Here is a 19,735-nt window from a genome sequence, read left to right as displayed (position 1 = left end):
ATCGCAGTCACCTCGCGTTGACCGAGAAGGCGTTGATGACTCGGCCATCGTTAGTAACGATCACACGGATCTTGGTTTCGCCCCGTGTTCGGACGACCCAGCTGACGGGCACGATCGCCCGGAAAGTGTCGTCCACCTGGTTCGGCAGAAACTGAACGCCATCAGACCGTAAACCCTGGGCCGCCAGCTCTGGTGCTTCGGCGATGTCGTCGGCAGCGAACTTGCCTCCTCGGATGCCGGATGATGCCAAATGCTTGTTCTTGATAAAGATCGACGATGCCAGCGAGGTCGGGTGGCTACGCGCGTACGTGGACACGTCCCACATCCGCGCGCGGACAGCGACCGGGCCGAGCCCGGGAGACCGAGCGGCGGCACGGTTACCGCGGATCAGCGATTCATCGGTGAACCGACCCAAGATCCCTGGACCACCTTTCAATGTCATGTCACTGTTCCCTCGCTCGGAAATTGTGGAGAAACGTTGCGCGGTCGGCAGATGGAAGAGGTACCTTGAAATCGGGCTCCGTAAAATCGGCCAGGGCCACTTCGGGGTGTACGAATTCGACCCCGACAGATCGCCAACATCCGTCTTTGATCTGTGATACCATAACCGCGAGGTCCCACGACCGCTCCGCCCATACGGCCCATGCGCCAGTACTTCCAGTAATTCCCACAACATTCGCCGTGTATGTCAGAGCCCCAGTGGGGTCCCCGCCGGGTTCGTGTGAAACGGCACCCCAGTAGTTCCGCGTCAGCTTCTCCCTCGGAAGCGTGAAGGCTGGGTATGAACCGTAGTTTTCTCGATAGTAGTCTGCGGTGGGCTCGAATACGCAAACACTGACGCTCTCGTCGTGGTGAGCATCAGCCAACGCCTGCAGGACGGGACCGAACCGACCCTCGATAGCCAAGTAGAACTGGCAAATGTCTACATTACCGCTCGCCGCCCGAAACGGCCACTGCGGAAGTCGAATCTCCACGTCCAACGCACGCTCTACACCTTCGAAGATTTGTTGGTAGCTGGCCAGGTCCGCCGGGTAAAAATCTGGTGCCATGGTCATGGCTTATATCCCAATCGGATTTCCAAGGTTTTCTCCGTAGATCCTTGCGGTGTGAAATCTGCCGTCCATCCTGGATAGCCGCTTGAGTTCTTGCCCCGGACGACGTACTTTGCACCGTCCATCGAAAAGATCTGGACTGTGCCATCCTTGGATGTACGGGATATCCATCCACTTCGTGTGAGCGTGTCGACGAACTCCTTGTGTGTGGTATCTGTCCCGACATTGCGAATCGATCGACCCTTAGTCAGATCGACATAGGTGCGGACGTCGCCGACACCTTCGACGGCCTCATCTCCGTACTTCGCGGCCTCGTCAGTGTCTGCGCGGAAGCCGTAGGGCTGGTCGCCGTCGCTGCTGAGGGTACCGGGCTGTGTGGCGCCGGTGTCGATGGTGGTGCATTCCCAGCCGGTGCCGTGGCGTCGGACCTGTCCGCCGGTGGCGCATTCCTCGCCCAACAGGTGGCTGGTCTGTATTCCGTCGGGTTCGGCGGCACCACCGGTCTGTTGTGGTTGGTACGGGTCGGTGTCGTCGGCGGTAGGGTTGAGCACTCCCAGGTGCACCGGTGGTGCACCTTCGGCCGCGTCGATAGCGCGCTGCACCGACGGGGCGATCACCGGCTGTTTCGACGCGTCCGGCAGGGCGTGCGGGGTCATGGCGTCGTCGATGACCCGTTGGCGCCGCGCGGCCAGCCAGGCCTACCACCCGAGTCCAGCCAACCACCGCCGCCGCAGCCCTACCCGTGACCGCCCGTTGCGAGTTCACCGGTACCGATTCCGATTCCCACTACGAAAGGAGTGAAACTCCACCCACTCGGACCGGTCGCCCCAGCGGATCAACACCGACAAAGGCGGCGTTACCACAGGAATGAGTCAGACCACGCCGGAAATCCGAATCATGTGATCTTTGGAGAAACCTGGATCAGATGCTCACGGATCCAAAACCGTTTGATTGCCATAATGTCGCCACCTTCTTCGGAGGTGCCCTCCTGCGCCACCACACCCGCCAAAGCTTCAGCGAACAAGCGAGCTGAACTCGGGGATCACACGAACGAGGCGTGGACGACCTCGATCTCCGATCCCCATGACGGCAGCCCCGAGCGAATCTCCGCATCCGTCGCGGCCGTGAAGTCGGGTGGCGAGACATCTCCGCCGGCAATGTCGCCGACGTAGAACTCAGCACCCGACCCGGCCGCCTGCAAGCTGGTCCCCGACGTGAGCTCAGCGGTGCAGGAAAACCCTGCCCCGGAATTACCCGGGCACCAACCCATGACTGCGGGGCTGCTGAAGGAAACTGTGACAGTGGGTTAGGCCGCCGGGGTGGCGGTGTGGCTCATGATGGTTTCGTATTCGATGGGGGTCAAGCGGCCGAGGCGGGTTTGGCGTCGGCGTCGGTGGTAGGTGCGTTCGATCCAGGTGACGATCGCGATGCGGAGCTCGTCGCGTGTGGCCCATGTGCGGCGGTCGAGCACATTGCGTTGGAGGAGGCTGAAGAAGCTCTCCATGGCGGCGTTGTCGCCGGCAGCGCCGACCTGGCCCATCGAGCCGCGCATGTGGTGGCGCCACAACGCTTGCTGCAGTTTCCGACTCCGGAATTGGCCTCCACGATCGCTGTGGAGCCGGCATCCGGCGACGCTGCCGCCTCGGCGGGCGACGGCTGACTCCAGCGCGTCGAGGGCGGGCTGAGAGGTCATGCGGTCGGCGATGGAATAGCCCACGACCCGGTTCGACCACACGTCCTTGACCGCGCAGAGGTAGATCTTGCCCTCACCGGTGGGGTGTTCGGTGATGTCGGTCAGCCATACCTGGTTCGGCGCCTGCGCGGTGAACTCCCGGCGCACGAGATCGTCGTGCGCGGGCGGACCGGGCCGGGCCTTGCGGCTGCGGCGTTTCTTACCGAACACGCACCACCACTCGTTCGCTGAGCAGATCTTCCACACCGTGCGGTCCGACACCTCGACGCCCGTGGCGGTGACCTCATCGTGCAACAGGCGATACCCGAATTCGGGGTCCTCGCGGTGAGCGTCGAACACGGCGGTGGCCAGATATGCCTCGGTCAGTTCGGCCTCGGTGACCGGCCTGCGCAGCCAGGCGTAGTAGTGCTGGCGATGGAGCTTCAAAACCCGGCACGTCACCGCCACCGGCACCCGGATCGGTGCGTCAGGGGCGGCCAACTCCTTCACGAGCGGGTAGAGCCTTTCCCGGCAGATTGCCCTGCGACAGATACGCCGCAGCCCGGCGCAACACCTCGTTCTCCTGCTCCAACAGCCGATTCCGCCGCTTGAGCTCCCGCAACTCAGCCGCGGCAGCAGCAGTGAGGCCGGGTTTGACACCGTCCTCGGCATCGGCCGCGCGCAGCCACTTCTGCAACGTCATCGGATGAACACCGAAGTCGCTGGCGACCTGCTCGATCGTCACACCAGGCTCGCGGTTACGCGCGACCCGGACCACGCGTCCTCACGGAACTCACGGGGGTACGGCTTCGGCACAGTGGCATCCTTCCACGCCCACCTCTCGGCAAGCGAACTCAGATGTCACAGACCCCTGCAGCAGCCCCCTGTAGTAATAGGCGCTCTAAGTCGCGACTACCTGGCCAACCCCTGCGCGACCGTCACCGGTCGGGACCACGAAGACATGCCCGACCTCGGACGTTCTGCTCATGACGCTGCGCCTGGATCGAGCACAACCACGACGCTACGAGCAAGTCCCGGCGGGTCGGCGTATACGCGAACACGCGTGTAGCCAGCTGTGGCCAGGCGAACCCGGTGAAGTGCATTCGCGACGATGCTTCCGAACTCGAGGGAAGCCTCAGGAAAAGAGAGGTCAGCATCCGACACGAGCTCCCCGGCCTCGGGACCGTCGCCCTCCAGCACGCTCAACGCCACATCGCCGTCCGTGTCCATCTGCGTTGCGATCACGACTGCGTGTTCCGAGGCGAGTGCTGACTCCTCGCCAGTGACCCACTCCGGCAGATCGACTGTCCCAGGAGCGTGGACGGAGACCTGCCCATAAACAGGAGGGATGGACGCCGTTGCGAGCAGTCGCTTCATTCCAGACCTCGGACAATGACTCGGAACAAGTCGCCTTCTCCAATGCTGTACTTCCGGTAGAATCTCGAGAGAACTCCACCCTGGATGCGTTGCTCACCGATCGGAACGCCTGCCACCCGGGCGCCAGCACCTCCTTGGCGGGTCGACGCGAATGGGTACTCGTCCGGGCTTCCCGGTCCACAGAATCCTTCGCAAGCGGCGGCACGGTTACCGCGGATCAGCGATTCGTCGGTGGTCCGAGCCAGGATCCTTGGATGGCCCTCGTCTAGCGCGCTTTGGACGTTCTCGGCGATGTTCGGCATCCGGGCGGCCTCGATCTCCAAGACAGGAAGTTCGACATTTGCGGCTCCAGCCTCTGTGCCGAAGCCGTAGGGCTGGTCTCCGCCGCCGCTGATTCTACCGGGTTCGGTGACGCCACCGTCGATGGCCGTGCATTCCCAGCCGGTGCCGTTGCGTCGGACTTCACCGCCGGTGGCGCATTCGTCGCTGATGAGGTGGTTGGTTTGGATGCCGTCGGGTTCGGCGGCACCACCGGTCTGTTGTGGTTGGTACGGGTCGGTGTCGTCGGCGGTAGGGTTGAGCACTCCCAGGTGCACCGGTGGTGCACCTTCGGCCGCGTCGATAGCGCGCTGCACCGACGGGGCGATCACCGGCTGTTTCGACGCGTCCGGCAGGGCGTGCGGGGTCATGGCGTCGTCGATGACCCGTTGGCGCCGCGCGGCCAGCCAGGCCTGGTAGGCCCGCGCGGCCGCCGCCGCAGCTGCAGCGGCCGCCTGGCCACCGCCGGGGTTGCCCAGCCAGCCACCACCGCCACCGGGGCCGCCGTCCGGGGAGTACGTCCAGGCCCGCCCCGGAAACGACGGCCGCCGATTCGGCCCCGAACCGGGCGAGGACCACCAGCCGTCGAAGTGATCACCGATACGGCCCGCCACCCGGGCGGCGCCCCGCCACCAGCTCTGGCCGGTGTTCTTCCACCACTTCGCGACGGTGGCGTCCCACATGTCCTTCAGGGAGCGCTGCGGGGGTCGAGGGGTCGGAGTCGGGGCGGGCGGCAGGCCGGTCGTCGCGTCCGAGGTCCACGACTCGACCCGGTCCGCCACATGCGGAGCCGCCGCCAGAGCTGCCGTAGCCGCAGTCGCACCCGCGACCGCCTTCGCGATCGTACCGATACCGATACTGATCCCGATCGTGCACACGCCGAAACACCGACCAGTCGGATCGGTCCGCCCCAGCGGATCACCACCCACAAAGGCATAGCGATTCGCGTTACCGACATCGCGGGGATCGAGACCGGTGGTGTCACGGGACGCGAACACGGCCGCGTCGGGCTGATACCACCGCACACCCATGTTCACGTTGCCCGAACCCGGATCGGTGTACTGGTGCTGATAACCCAGACCAGGCTCAACACCCTCACCGGCGGTCTGCTGCCCGAACGGACCGTAGGTGCGCGACCCGGCCAACTGCCCGTCCGCCGGATCGAACACCCCCACCAAATCCGTGTGCTGATCCGTCCACGCCACACTCGCCGAGCCGTCACCGGAGCCCACACCCAGCACATCCCCACCCGGGGTGTAGGTGTAGGAATCCGTCCCGTCACCGGTGACGTCGATACCGGTCCCGGCGTACGACAAGGCCGCATCACCGGCCGTAACCAACCGGCCCAACCCGTCGTAGGCGTAGTCGGTAGACCCGTCGGCGACCAGCTCATCGAACGCGTTGAACTGCACCTGCGTGGTCTCGCCACCGCTCGTGCGGGAGGTCAGCGTGCCCCGCGGGGTGTATGCGTAACTCGTGCCGTCCTTGGACACCAGCCGGTTACGGGCGTCGAACGTCGCCTCGGCCGCCCCGTCGCGCACGAGATTGCCCGCCGCGTCCCAGCCGTAGGCGTGGGCGCCGTCGCCGTCGTCGAACGACGTCAACCGCCCCGCCCGGTCATAGGAATAGGCGTTGTCCGCCGCACCCGCGATGCCCGTGGTGGTTTTCGACGTGAGCCGGTCGGCCTTGTCGTAGCCGTACGCGATCGCCGCGGTCACCGTGCCGTCCGGCGCTGTGATCTCGTCCGAGGTGAGGCGGCCCAGGCCGTCGTAGCCGAACGCCCGCGACGCCCCGCCGTCGCCGTACCCGGCCGAGGTCACCCGCCCGGCTTCGTCGTAGCCGTAGGACACACTCGTCCCGGTCAGCGGATCCGTCGCCGACGCCAGCCGGCCCGCGCCGTCGTAGCCGAAACTCGCCGTGCCGGCCTGCGTCGTCGCACTCACCTGACGGCCGTCGTCGTCCCACGTATAGCTCGACGACCCCGAGGGGCCCTTCGCCGAGACGAGATTCCCGCGATCGTCGTACTCGAACTCGTCGGTACCGCCGGGTGCGGACACACTCGTCAACCGGCCGGCTGTGTCGTAGGTGAACGTCCGGTCGGGCGTCGCCGCCGACGCCCCGCTGCCGACCTGCTTGGTCAGGTTGCCCAACGGGTCGTAACTGTTGGACACCGTCACCCCACCCGGCTTCACCAGCCGGGCCAGTCGCCCGTTCAGCCCGTAGACAGCGGTGTAGGTGCGATCTGCTTCGTCCGGGGTCTGCGCGGTGGCAGGCTCGACGGTCGACTCCGGCAGGCCCCACGCGTTGACGGTGAACACTGTCGCATTCCCGTTCCCGTCGGTGGCGCGCGTGACGTGTCCCGCCGCGTCGTAGCCGTAGCTCCGGGTGGTCGACTCACCCTCGGCCACCGGACGTGTCACCGACCGCAGGCGGTCGAGCGCGTCATACGTGCGGGTGGTGGTGTGGCCCAGTGCATCGGTGACACCGGTCCGGTTGCCGGCCCGGTCGTAGTCGAAGGTGCGCTTCCGCTGTTGCTCACCGGCGGCGTTCGTGTCCGATGCGGACACCCGGCGGCCGGCGAGGTCGTAGTCGTATCGCGTCGACCGCCCCGTCGGGTCCGTCGCGGTGAGCCGGTTGCCCGCGCCGTCGAACGTGGCCGTGGTGGTGTTTCCCAGCCCGTCCGTGCTCGACAACCTGTTGCCCGCATCGTCCCAGGTGGCCTTGGTGACCACTCCCGATGGACTGGTCGCCGTCGCCGGGTTGCCCAACTCGTCGTAGGTGTAGCGGGTCGTCAGATTCCGCGTGGGATCCGGGACACGCTCCACCACCGTCGACGTCGCGCGGCGACCGAACACGTCATAGGTGGCGTGGGTACGTGCACCGGTCGGGTCCGTCACCGACAGCCGTTCACCGAGCGGGTCATGGGTCGCGGTCCATTCCCCACCGGATTGCCCTGAGGACAACGGGGGATCCGTCCGGCCCCGCAGGTTGCCGAGTTCGTCGTAGCGGTACGTCGTCTCACGTCCCTGCGCGTCCACCGTCGCCGTGACGCGGCCCGCCTTGTCGTACCGGGTCCGCGTCGTCGGCGAGATCGCGTCACCGCCGTCCGGTGGTGTGTAACGCGGCAACGTCGTCGACGTCTCACGTCCTGCCGCGTCGAACGACTTCCGGGTGACGTTGCCGGCCGCGTCACGCTGGGCCACCGGCTCACCGAACGTGTTGTAGCCGATCGTGGTCGTCGGGCGCAGCGTACGCGGATCGTTTCCGCGGCTCTCGGCCTCGACCGGCGGCGCCGTCACCCCGACCTGCCGGCCGAGGGCATCGTACGAGTACTCGGTCGTGAAGTCTTCCGCGTCGGCGCCGGTGGCGGTGCCACGCGGGCCGACGGTCGCGGTCACGAGACCGGCCTGGTCCCTGGTGGTGCGTGTGGTCAGCGCCTCCGATCCGGTGTGGACGGTCCGTGACGTCGGTCTGCCGAGTGCGTCGAAATCGGACTCGACGTCGGAGTGCCGGCTGCCGTCGGCGTTCTTTCCCACGACGTGTACCGGGTTGTCGAGGGCGTCGTAGGTGGTTTCGCTGCTGCGAAGCACCTCGTCGCCCTCCCGGTCGACGGTCTTCGTCACGCGCCCGGCGTTGTCGTAGGACGTGGTCGTGGTGTAACGGCCGTGCCCGATCCACTTCTTGGTGGGCTGCCCGGCACCGTCGTAGCGGTACACGCCGGTGTAGAAGCGTTGTTTCTCACCGGTGTCCGGGTCGCTGCGCCCGTCCTCCACCGCTTCGGCTTCGAGCAAGTTGTCGTTGTAGTAGCTGAACGACCTGGTACGTCCCATCGCGTCGGTCACCGACGCGAGCCGCCCGGCAGGGTCGTACGCGCGTGATTCGAGCACCACATCGCGGGGCTCCTTGCCGTCACCGCTGTAGCCGTGCACGGTGCGCGTCGCAAGCTGGTGACGACCCGTGGTGTACGTGGCGGTGAACTCCGTTCCGGACGGGGCGACCTCACGGGTCACGGTGCCGAACGCGTCGTAGGTGGTCGTGGTGACCCCGCCCGCCGGGCCGGTCACGGTATGCACGCGACCGTGGTCGTCATAGGTGTAGGATGTGGTACGCGCTTCGTCCTCACCGGCGACGTCGTCCACGGTGACGTCGCTCAGCGTGCCGTCCGGGTTGTACGTGTTGGTCGTACGCCGCTGATGGGCGTCGTCGGTGACCCCGTTCGGCGCGGCCGGGTCGAGTCGCTCGACGAGCCTGCCCACGGCGTCGTAGCGATACGTGGTGGTGGCTGTGCCGATCGCGTCGGACGTCACGGTTTCGGAGGTCTTGCGGCCGAGCTCGTCGTAGTCGTACTCGGTGACTTTCCCCGCCGCGTCCGTGACCCGAGCCAGGTCTCCGGTCTGTGTGTAGGCGTAGCGAGTGACACCACCGGCGGGATCGGTCGTGGTCTTCAGCAGGCCCGCGGGCTCGGTACCGCCGCCCGCGGCGGTACCGCTGCCATCGGTGTAGGTGTGGGTGGTGGTGCGCTGCGCACCCCCGTTCGCTCCGGGGACGGACGCCGAAGCCACGTTGCCGTCCGCCGTGTAGGTGTAGCGCGTCAGGAACCGGTCGTCGTCCGGCCCCGACGAGCGGCCGTCGCGCGACTCGGTGACCTGTCCGTTGCGTGGATCCAGTGGATCGTCGTCGTTCCAGAAGTACGACGTGTAGGAGGTGTAGCACGCCTCGACGCCATCGTCCCGACACGCCGCCGAGGACAGCCGATTACCGTGAGCGTCGTTGACGAACCGGGTGACGTGCCCGTTCTCGTCGGTGACCTTCCGCACGAAACCGCCGGTGTCGTAGGCATACACCCGAGCACCGGGACCCGGCCGGTCGACGGAGACGTGCCTACCGCCCTTGGTCGGATCGAAGGTATGGGTCGTCCGGTCACCCGCCGGGTCCGTGGTGGTCACCGCGGTCGCGGCGACCGAGGCCGCGTAATGCGCCTGGATACGCGCAGCGTCGAGCGGCCGGTGATAGGTGGCGACCTCGCCGATCTGGCCTTCGAAGTAGCCCCAGCCTTCCGGGATCTGAGGCCAACCGTCGTCGAACCGCCCGGTGCCGACGAACTCGTAGCGATCGATGTTGGCGATACGGCCGTCAGCACGAGACCCGACCAACTGACCGTCGAGATACATCCGCTGCAGGCTGCCGTCACCGGTGAGCGCCACGTGATGCCAATCGCCGTCGTTGACGACGTTGTCGCTGGTGATGCCCGCGGTGTCACCGTCCCAGAATCCGCCGCGCAACAGGCCGTCGTTGCCGACGTACAGCACCGGATACGCACCGCCGCCGCTGTCACCCGGTAGGTCTCTGCCGGTGGCATACAGTGCGCCGCCCGTTCTCGCACTGGTCTTGAACCACATCTCGACCGACGTCCGAGTGCGGCCGTAGATCTGATGATCGGGCAGCTGCACGTAGCTCGAGGTGCCGTTCAGTCCGACGCCGCCGGAACCCGGCATGGCAGGTTGTGTCGAGGTGTCCACGTCGTGATAGGTCGCGGCCGTCGTGCCCGTGACGACGTCGGCCTTCTCGGCCGTCGTGACCTCGTCCAGTGGCCAGAGGGTGTGAACACCCCACGCGCGGGCAGTCTCTTCCTGCCACCCCTGATCGGTGCGTGACTCGTACAGCCCGGACACGGCCGTGGCGTGCAGCGCGTTCGGATACCACCCGACATGGGCGATCCGGCCGTCGAAGTAGGCCCAGTCACGATCGCCGATCTGCGGCCACTGGTTGGCCCGGGTCCAGCCGGTACCGACGAGAACGTGCTCACGCCGGTTCTCGATCGTCCCGTCCAGGGTGCCGATCTCCACCCCGTCGAGGAACAACGTTTGCGTGGTGTCGTCACCGGCCAGCACGACCTGATGCCAGTCGCCGTCGTTGACCACCGCCTCGCTGGCCATGCCCGGTGCCGAGCCCTGCCAGAAGTGTCCGTGCAGCTTCCCGTCGGTTCCGACGTACAGCAGCGGGACGGCACCGCCCTCACTGGACTCCCCCGGTAGGTGATCGGCCGTGGCGAACAGCACTCCGCCGTCGGACGCCGTGGTGTTGAACCACAACGACACCGATCCCTGACGAGTACTCCGGACCAGTCCGTCGGGCAGCCGCGCATAACTCGCGTTGCCGTCGAACGACCGAGCGTGACTGTTCGGGAACGGTCCTGCACCTCGTTGTCCGCCGTGATAGGTAGCCCTGCGCAATGCAGGTGAGCCGTGCGCGCTCGTTCCCTCGTTCTCGGCGAGGCGCCAGTGCGAGTCCGGCGCCGAGGAACGCACCTGGTTCCCGTAACGGTGCCCGTCGCCCTGCACCACAGGAGCGCCGATGGTGCGAGTGCCGTTGTTGGCGTCCGTATAGCGAGTAACCCGGTCGTCGGCCTTGTCATAGGCCAGGCTCGCCGCGACGGTTCCGCCCGGACGCGTGATTTCGGTCAGCACGTCGGCGGCCGTGTGACCGGCATGGTGCTCGGACACCGTCGACTGGCCGAGCGGATGCTGGTAGAAGGCGACCTCGGCGATCTGACCGTCGAAGTAGTTCCACGCTCCGCCGTCCGTCGCGGGCTCGGCGGGCCAATCACGGTCGTTGAGTGCGCCCGCGCCGAGGAAGTCGTACGGATCGATGTTCACCAGCTGCCCGGCTTGGGAGCCCACTTCGGCCCCGTCCAGGTACAGCGTTTGCGTGTCGTACGCCCCGGAGAGCACGACGTGGTGCCACTGCCCGTCGTTGACGGCCGCGTCGCTGACGATGCCGTCCACCGACCCGTTCCAGAAGTGCCCGTGCAGCTTGCCGTCCGATCCGACGTACAGCGCCGGCATCGACCCCTTCGGCTCGGCGTCCCCTGGGAGATAGTTGCTGGTGGAGAACAGCACGCCCTCATCGGTCGTGTTGAACCACAACTCGACCGACGCGTACTGCGAGCCGCGAACCAGATCGTCGGGGAGCCGCACGTGCGACGACGTTCCGTTGAACCCGGCTGCAGTGGACGGTGAACCGGCCAACGGACCGGATTGTCCGAAGTCGACGTCGACCGCGGTGCCGTCGACGTCACCCCAGAACCCGGGAACTTCGCTGACGGCAGTGCTGCCGCCGTTCTCGGACAATCGCCAGTACGCATACGGGTTGGCATCCATCGTGACCGTGCGATAGTGCGAAGCCTGCTCGTAGGCGTAACTCGTGCACGCCTGCGTCGGGTCACACACCTCCGTCAGGCGATCACCGTCGTACGTGTACGCCCACGTGTTTCCACCCGCATCGACCTCTGCGACGTGGCCACCGGACCACGTGAACGACAGCTTCCTGCCCGATGTCTCGTCGGTCGCCGTCGCCAGCTTTCCGGATTCGTAGGACAACCGCTGCACATGCCCGGCGACATCGGTGACGGTCGCCAACCTGCCCGCGCTGTCGAAGGCGTAGCGCATGGCTCCCGGAACTTTCAGCAGCCAGCCGCCGTTGTCTCGATCCACCACAGTGGAGCGCTCGCCAGGCGGCGCCTGATACGAGCCGTCGGCGTTACGCCCGAAACGTGCTTGACGGCCGTCGGGGAAGGTGACAACGACATTTCCCGTCCCGTCGCCGTCCGGCTTGACGCGACTGTCCCATGTCGTGGCCCACCCGGAGCCGAATGCGCCGTCCCGCCGCGGATCCCTGCTGTTGTACGTCCGCTGGACAGCCAGATTCGGTCCCGCCGCAGCTACCGACGCGTCGGTGTCCCGGCCCGTGAAGTTCCCGATGCCCGGGTCCACCTCGGCCTCGTCCTGCGCCGACGCCAGGTGGCTCGTGATCGCCGGCTGCGGCACCGTGGGAGACAGGGTCGCCGCGCCGGTCCAGGCACTCCTCGACTCGGTGTCCGAGAGCTGCCCGTACCAGGTGTAGTCCTGACTCCACCGCAGCCGTCCCTCGGGAACCGACCACCGGGGCGAATCCTGCCACTCCGTCTGCGTGCAATCGGCGCCGGACGAGTCACACAACTTGAACCGGTACTGCAGCCCCTTGCCCGGATACGCGTCCCGATCGCGCCCTCGCAACGTCAAGGTGGGAGTCAGCGTCGGGGACTCGTAGTTGCTGGGCGGTGATGCAGAGCCGACCACCGGTGTCTGGTTGCCGATCGTGAAGAACACGGCCTTGGACATCGGCGCACCGGACCACGAGAACCTGGCCACGCCCCTGCGGCCCATGTCCCATCGGATCTTGTACCGCCCCGGCGGTACCTGTTTCACCCGAGCATCGATCGTCACCGACTGGCCCGGCGCGACCTTGCGGGGCATCTTCGTCCACGCAGCATTGGTCCCGTACTCGAGTTCCCGGCCCGAGGCCGCGTCCCAGATCCGGTAGCCGAGCTCGTAGCCGTTCGTCGGCGTCCAGGTGTCCTTGCCACGGTTCGTGACCTGCACCTGCATACGTCCGTCATCGCTGGACGACACCGTCTGCGTCATCGCACCGACGCCGTATTCCGCCCAGTACGGGGTGTAGGTCACGGCCAGCGACGGCGCGTTCGCCGACGATGCCGACGCGAACTTCTTCCATCCGTACGAATCCGTTGTCGACGCACGCACCGTCAACCCGTGGTTCGCCTTGCCGTGCGTCCAGCCCTGGACCAGATTCCGGCCACGATCGCCGAGGTCGATTCCGACCCAACCGGAGCTGCACCCGGAGTCGTGACCGCGCGCGAAGCGTTTCGTCGCCAGCTTCGCGCCCCACGACGGGCCGGGCCACGACTTGTTGCCGCCCACCGACCACGACTGCGTCACCGGATGCACGGTTACCGGCCGCGCCTGACACGAATAGGACCAGGTCTCGTACATCCACAACTTGGTGCCCAATACGCGCTGTCCGGCCAGCTCGGACGACACGTTGCCGAACTTCAGGTACGCAGCGGCCTTGTTCCCTCCGCCGTTGTAGGTGCCGACGCTCAGGTTCGGCTCACCCGAATAGTCGTTCGTGTAGGGCGAGAGCACGTACGTCGAACCAGGGCTGTCCTTCCTGCTGACCGATGGATCCACTGCCACGGGAAACTCGCGTGAGGGATCCCGCAACCATTCCTGGTCAACGCTCACCCGCAGAACCGGCTCGGCCGAGTCACCGATGAGCTCATAGTCGACGTCGTACGAGCGCACGCCCTCTCCGGAGTGGGGATCCCGCGCGGCGTCCTCCATGAACCCCGGCGGGATGCGGCCCGCCACCGCGTCGTCGGCGTCGCGCAGCACGACCGAGCCCTCGTCGTCGATACTCGCGGTCACACCGTCGAGATGCAGCGGGAACTCCCAGACCGCGGGGGCATCCGCCGAGTGCAGAATCATTTTTTCCTTGATTCCCATCGGCGTCGCCTGCAAGATGATGTCCGCATCGGACCGAACGTCCTCATAGGTGACACTGCGGCCATCCACCGTGCCGTGGACCGGCTCGGCATCGGCCAAGCCGAAACCGAAGGACCCTTGATCGCCGAGCGACGTGCTCGCGAGCTCCGAGGCTGTCGCCACCCGCGCGAACCGTTTCGCATCCGAATCAGCCGCGGTCACGAACCGCTCGCCATCGGCCTTGAGCGTCGAGTCGATCCGTTGCCACTGTCCGTTCTCGTCACGAAAGAAGCGGCGTCCCTGGTACATCCGCAGTGTCCGAGTGCCATCCGCGTTCTCGAAGACACGACGTTTCGGCCCGCTGTCCTCGGCGACGAGCTGCGAGGTCGCCTTGTCGAACCCCTTCACATCGGCGGGCGTGTCTTTCGCCCCGACCTCGACGCGGGCGTCAGGAGCGGGAGCCTCACCCAGTTCCGGCGTCGCGGCGCGTTCGTCCGGAGGTAGACCGCCTGGCTGCGGAGCCGCGTTGTGCTGGGCGCGGTTTCGCCGCGGTTCGGTCGCCTCCGCCGGCACGCGGTGAGATCGGCCGGCTGCCGAACCGTAGTGCTGTTCAGGGAGTTCGCCCTGCGCCGCCAACGCGGACCTGGTCATCGGCGGGGCGCTCAGCAAACCGACCAGGATCACCGCCACCAAGACCAGCGACCACACCCGGACACCGACCCGCCCCAACGACAGCAACACGCAAACCTCTCACAGACATGGAGAAGGGCGAGCCACTCTGGCTCGCCCGAATGTCGAACTCGAACACAGCGCACACGCGACGTCGCGCCGAGCACGGCGGAACATTAGGCAACTCGGACGGCTTGCGACACCTTCTGCGACCGAACCGTGATCACATCGCGTCCTTTTAAAATGGCACAAATCACAAGACCGGGCGACCTGCTGGCGTCAATCCGCCGCATGGATCAAAAATCTTGACTCGAAGCGCTGACCTGCGAAAACGTCACGAACCACCTCCCGCAACGTGTACACACCATTCCGGTAACGATCATGCAGCTACGGGTATCAACCTCGCTGTCCGGTAATTCACTTCCGATCAGGACACTTCGTGAGAATCCCAACATGTCATGATTCTAATAATCTTTAGTCCCCATTCTTCGCAGTTCAGCAAATCCACCTGTCCGGCGTGGACTGCCTCATTCCTGTCGTGACGCCGCCTTTGTGGGTGGTGATCCGCTGGGGCGGACCGATCCGACTGGTCGGTGTTTCGGTGTGTGCACGATCGGGATCAGTATCGGTATCGGTACGATCGCGAAGGCGGTCGCGGGTGCGACTGCGGCTACGGCAGCTCTGGCGGCGGCTCCGCATGTGGCGGACCGGGTCGAGTCGTGGACCTCGGACGCGACGACCGGCCTGCCGCCCGCCCCGACTCCGACCCCTCGACCCCCGCAGCGCTCCCTGAAGGACATGTGGGACGCCACCGTCGCGAAGTGGTGGAAGAACACCGGCCAGAGCTGGTGGCGGGGCGCCGCCCGGGTGGCGGGCCGTATCGGTGATCACTTCGACGGCTGGTGGTCCTCGCCCGGTTCGGGGCCGAATCGGCGGCCGTCGTTTCCGGGGCGGGCCTGGACGTACTCCCCGGACGGCGGCCCCGGTGGCGGTGGTGGCTGGCTGGGCAACGGCGGCGGTGGCCAGGCGGCCGCTGCAGCTGCGGCGGCGGCCGCGCGGGCCTACCAGGCCTGGCTGGCCGCGCGGCGCCAACGGGTCATCGACGACGCCATGACCCCGCACGCCCTGCCGGACGCGTCGAAACAGCCGGTGATCGCCCCGTCGGTGCAGCGCGCTATCGACGCGGCCGAAGGTGCACCACCGGTGCACCTGGGAGTGCTCAACCCTACCGCCGACGACACCGACCCGTACCAACCACAACAGACCGGTGGTGCCGCCGAACCCGACGGAATACAGACCAGCCACCTGTTGGGCGAGGAATGCGCCACCGGCGGACAGGTCCAACGCCACGGCACCGGCTGGGAATGCACGGTCCTAGATGGCGACACCGCCCAGCCCGGTACCCTCAGCAGCGACGGCGACCAGCCCTACGGCTTCCGCGCAGACACTGAAACCACGAAGAACGTTCCGACGGTCACGTTCAGTCGGAGCCGCGCGCCGGGCATCGCGCAGAATTTCGATAACGCCGTAGCGAACGGCGCTCCGACGAGGCTTACGCGGGTTGGTGATGCGGAAAGTAAGGCCAACCGCCGGTCTGCACTGCGCGGCCGAGCCCGTCCTCCCGCCGGCCAGTCGCTGGACGAGTATCCGTTCGCTTGCTCCGAGCAGGGTGGCTGTGGTTCCTTCGTCACCCCTGTGCCGGTTGTAGAGCAGCACTACCAAGGTGGAGTGTTGAGTCGGTTCTTCCAGGACAATGGCGTTGACCGAGGCGACCCCTTCGACGTGACGTTTGGACCGTGATGACTGACGAGCTTACTGAATCCTTGGCCAGTATCGAGTCGGCGCTTGGCCGCCTTGGCCGAGAGCTTCTGCTGCGGCTGCTGCAGAATGGTCTGTCATCGGATGTCGTGAGGTCGAAGCTCGACGCGGTCGGCTTGTCATCCACTCCGGAGTTGGAGACGGTGTACGGCTGGCGGAACGGGACTGCGTCGGACGCTCCGGCGATTCTCGATGACATCCAGTTGTTTCCCGGTTTCTATTTGCTCTCACTCGACGATGCTGTGACCAACTACCGGGCGTTCGCCGTCGACGATCGTTGGATGCCCGGTTGGCTTCCAGTGTTCGCCAATGGTGGCGGCGACTTCTACATTGTTGATCTCACTGCTGCAGGTGCCGCAGCGGTTCGTCGTTTCTGGATCGATGAGGCTGAGCATCCGGTTGAGTTCTCATCGTTGGGCGCGATGATGACGACACTGGCGCGGGGATTCGAGCGCGGAATCTTCTATGTGGACCCCCAGGGTTACCTGGAGATGGATGACCTGGTGTTCGGCCGACTGGCGATGGAGATGAATCCGGACATCGCCTACTGGCGCGAGTTGACCTGAACGCACTCGGAGGGACTGTCCAGGAGCCACCGAAATGATCAGCCGGGTAGCGCTTTGTCCTTGCCAGTTCGGTCGACGATCGCGACGGTATGACCATCGAACTCACCCGTGATGATGGGCGGCGGGTAGCCGAAGTGTTCGAAGACGACAAAACCGGTAATCGCACGGTAAGTGTCTTCGAGCAAGATGTTCCACTCGAAGCGATGGAGTGGCTTCTTTCAGAGGTGGCGGCGAGACTATGACCGTTGACCACGCCGCCGAGTATCTCCGCACGCTCGATGATCGCCCAGCGATGCAACGTGGCTCTTCACAATCCAGGGTGTGGGACCCAGCGATCTGAGTCGCAGGTCGTAGGCGCGTGGTTATCGGACGATGACGGTGCCGCCGTTGACGGTGATGGTTTGTGCTGTGACCCATCCGGCGTCTTCGCTGATGAGCCAACGTACTGAGGCGGTGATGTCTTGGGGTTGGCCGACGCGGCCTACGAGGGTCTGGGAGGCGGCGCCTTCGATCATGGTCGCGCTGGCGCCGTACCCGCCAGCCTCGAAGAAGTCGGTCGCCGCGACGAACCCGGGCGCGAGGGTGTTGGCGGTGATGCCGCGGCGGCCGACGCGAGTGGCGAGGTCGCGTCCGTATCCGCTTAGAGCCGCCTTGGCCGTGGCGTAGGGGCCGCCGGCGCCATCGAGGCCTGCGGTGGACCCGATCAGGACGATGCGACCCTGACCGTCAACCATGAGCGGCAGGACGGCCTCGATGGGCAAGATGGCGCTGAACAGGTTCTTTCTCAGTGCCTCGGTCCACGCTTCGTCGACCTCCTCGGGCGAGGTGCCGGGGTCCTTGAAGTCCCCTTGTCCTCCGGCGGCGGCCACGAAGGCCTTCACGGGGCGACCGTCTACGGCGTCGAGGAGTGCGGTGGTGCCCTGGTGGGTCGAGATGTCGGCGACTGCGGTGTGCAGGCGGTGGGGGGCGGCGGACATCGACCTGGTCTCCTCGAGCGGGTCCGGGCGCCGGCCGACGATGAGGACGTCATGTCCGAGCTTGGTCTGGTCGAGCGCGATGTCGCGCCCCATGCCGGTCCCGCCGCCGGTGACGATGATTAGTGGTCGGCTGACATCAGTTGTCATTTTGCTGTCCGTTCATGGAGTTGTCGTGGTGGTCTGCGCAGAGCGTGAGCGCTCGGGCGAATCGGATCCGCTCCTGGCGGTCGAGTGGCGCAAGAAGCCGTTGTTGGGCTGCCTCGACGTGCGGTCGTGCCCGGGCCAGGGCCTGCTGACCGTCGGGGGTCAGGGCTAGGTGATACCGGTGCGAACCCTGGGTGGGTGCTCGGTGGAGTAGGCCGCGCGACCTCATGCCCGCGGTCAGCTTCCCGAGCGATTGGGGTGTGACGAGGAGGTATCGAGCGAGGTCGGCGTTGCTGGGATCTGCATGCCGGGAGATGTAGTCGAGCGCGCCGTACTCGGCGCCGGTCAAGCCGAGAGTGTCGAGAGCTTGTGCGACGTTGTTCCGCATCGCGCGATGGAATCGAGTGGCAGCCACGCCGATGTCGTGCCCTTGATCGGCCCCACCGTCAGTCATGTAAACCAAGCTTACATGGTAAGCAGTAGGACTTCCTTCGAGGCTCCAGATTTGGCCAGGTTCTGCCGACTCGACGAACTCGGCCTGGCAGTGACCGGTCAACGACTCGAGCCTGAGTGCACTGTCCTCGTGTGCCGAGTCGTCGAGCGACCCGACTCTGACGAGCAGTGGTGTCGTCGGTGTGGCGGTGGAGGTGTCCCGCGAGACAGCGTGTCTCGTCGTCTTGCGCATGAGCCGTTCGGGTGGCGACCGACCGCACTGCTGCTCACCATCCGTCGCTACCGGTGCACCCAGTGCGGCCACGTGTGGCGCCAAGACACCAGCGCCGCGGCTGAGCCACGAGCGAAGCTCTCCCGTCGGGCCCTGGCGTGGGCGCTCGAAGCGATCGTCGTGAAGCACCTCACCGTGGCTCGCGTAGCTGAGGCACTTGGCGTCGCGTGGAACACCGCCAACGACGCCGTGCTCGCCGAGGGCAAACGCGTCCTGATCGACCAGGAGCAGCGCTTCGATGGTGTCACCGCGATCGGCGTCGACGAACACGTGTGGAGACACACCAGGCGCGGCGACAAGTACGTCACCGTGATCATCGACCTCACCGCAATCCGCGCAGGCACAGGGCCCGCACGCCTGCTCGACATGATCGAGGGCCGCTCGAAACAGGCACTCAAGACCTGGCTCGCCGAATGTCCGAGATCGTGGCGCGAGAGGATCGAGGTCGTCGCGATGGCCGGGTTCACGGGGTTCAAGACCGCCGCCGCTGAGGAGTTGCCCGACGCTGTCGCGATCATGGACCCCTTCCATGTCGTGCGGCTGGCCGGCGACGCCCTCGACCGATGCCGACGACGAATCCAGCAGATCATTCACGGACACCGCGGCCGCAGGGACGACCCGCTCTACCGCGCCCGACGGACGCTGCACACCGGTACCAGCCTGCTGACCGACAAGCAGAAGGACCGCCTCGCAGCGCTCTTCGCGGTCGAAGAGCACATCCAGGTCGAGGCGACTTGGGGCATCTATCAGCGGGTGATCGCTGCCTACCGCGAACCCGACCGTAGGACCGGCCGCGTGCTTATGTCGAAGCTGATCGACTCGATCACCACTGGTGTCCCCAAGGCGCTCGAGGAACTCACCCGACTCGGTCGAACCCTGAAGCAGCGCGCCGACGACGTCCTGGCCTACTTCGACCGACCCGGCACCTCGAATGGACCCACCGAGGCCATCAACGGCCGCCTCGAACACCTCCGCGGCTCCGCGCTCGGGTTTCGCAACCTCACCAACTACATCGCCAGGTCCCTGCTCGAGACCGGCGGTTTCAGACCGCAACTACACCCTGGTCTGTGAAGAGCCTGCAACGTGTGTTCCCCG

10 protein-coding genes and 2 pseudogenes are annotated in these 19,735 nt (G+C 66.1%); 5 read left to right on the top strand and 7 right to left on the bottom strand.

The genetic code is table 11. The annotated features are described in order from the left end of the window. Positions 1-7: 7 nt before the first annotated feature. The 5 genes and pseudogenes from LY12_RS06685 to LY12_RS06665 all read right to left on the bottom strand — a co-directional run bounded on the left by LY12_RS06685 (position 8) and on the right by LY12_RS06665 (position 14,483). A complete protein-coding gene (locus LY12_RS06685) occupies positions 8-442 on the bottom strand; it encodes a hypothetical protein (protein WP_253854023.1) in 435 nt (144 codons plus the stop codon). 609 nt (positions 443-1,051) lie between these two features. Beyond that, positions 1,052-1,708, bottom strand: a complete 657-nt coding sequence (locus LY12_RS06680; RefSeq protein WP_253854021.1) for a hypothetical protein — start codon at positions 1,706-1,708, stop codon at positions 1,052-1,054. A 650-nt stretch (positions 1,709-2,358) separates the two neighbouring features. After that, positions 2,359-3,540, bottom strand: a pseudogene (locus LY12_RS06675) (IS3 family transposase). 168 nt (positions 3,541-3,708) lie between these two features. Further along, entirely contained in the window at positions 3,709-4,101 is a 393-nt protein-coding gene (locus LY12_RS06670; RefSeq protein ID WP_253854016.1) for a hypothetical protein, read from the bottom strand. Then, positions 4,098-14,483, bottom strand: a complete 10,386-nt coding sequence (locus LY12_RS06665; protein WP_253854014.1) for a LamG-like jellyroll fold domain-containing protein — start codon at positions 14,481-14,483, stop codon at positions 4,098-4,100. The genes LY12_RS06670 and LY12_RS06665 overlap by 4 nt, the downstream gene beginning before the upstream one ends. Before the next feature lie 726 nt (positions 14,484-15,209). Here LY12_RS06665 and LY12_RS06660 point away from each other — a divergent pair. From LY12_RS06660 to LY12_RS06650, 3 genes are all read left to right on the top strand, one after another. After that, positions 15,210-16,211, top strand: coding sequence for a NucA/NucB deoxyribonuclease domain-containing protein (locus LY12_RS06660; RefSeq protein WP_253854012.1), 1,002 nt, complete (start codon positions 15,210-15,212; stop codon positions 16,209-16,211). Next, positions 16,208-16,795, top strand: a complete 588-nt coding sequence (locus LY12_RS06655) for an SMI1/KNR4 family protein (protein ID WP_253854010.1) — start codon at positions 16,208-16,210, stop codon at positions 16,793-16,795. The genes LY12_RS06660 and LY12_RS06655 overlap by 4 nt, the downstream gene beginning before the upstream one ends. A gap of 89 nt (positions 16,796-16,884) precedes the next feature. Beyond that, positions 16,885-17,037 (top strand): hypothetical protein, encoded by a 153-nt coding sequence (locus LY12_RS06650; RefSeq protein WP_253854008.1) that lies wholly within the window; start codon positions 16,885-16,887, stop codon positions 17,035-17,037. 120 nt (positions 17,038-17,157) lie between these two features. On the opposite strand, the gene LY12_RS06645 is transcribed toward LY12_RS06650, so the two are convergent. Then, a complete protein-coding gene (locus LY12_RS06645) occupies positions 17,158-17,919 on the bottom strand; it encodes an SDR family NAD(P)-dependent oxidoreductase (protein ID WP_253854006.1) in 762 nt (253 codons plus the stop codon). A gap of 25 nt (positions 17,920-17,944) precedes the next feature. Between LY12_RS06645 and LY12_RS06640 the strand changes: the two genes are divergently transcribed. Then, positions 17,945-18,088 carry a hypothetical protein gene (locus tag LY12_RS06640; protein ID WP_253854004.1) on the top strand — a complete coding sequence of 48 codons (144 nt, stop codon included), beginning with the start codon at positions 17,945-17,947 and terminating at the stop codon, positions 18,086-18,088. An 18-nt stretch (positions 18,089-18,106) separates the two neighbouring features. On the opposite strand, the pseudogene LY12_RS26230 reads toward LY12_RS06640, so the two are convergent. After that, positions 18,107-18,304 (bottom strand): annotated as a pseudogene (locus LY12_RS26230) (MarR family transcriptional regulator); the annotation flags it as partial. An 81-nt stretch (positions 18,305-18,385) separates the two neighbouring features. Here LY12_RS26230 and LY12_RS06635 point away from each other — a divergent pair. Continuing rightward, positions 18,386-19,711, top strand: coding sequence for an ISL3 family transposase (locus LY12_RS06635; protein WP_253854960.1), 1,326 nt, complete (start codon positions 18,386-18,388; stop codon positions 19,709-19,711). The last annotated feature ends 24 nt before the right edge of the window (positions 19,712-19,735 follow it).

Origin of the sequence: Prauserella alba, assembly GCF_024171735.1 — a bacterium.
GTDB lineage: Bacteria > Actinomycetota > Actinomycetes > Mycobacteriales > Pseudonocardiaceae > Prauserella > Prauserella alba.
This window is presented reverse-complemented; position numbering and strand designations above follow the sequence as displayed.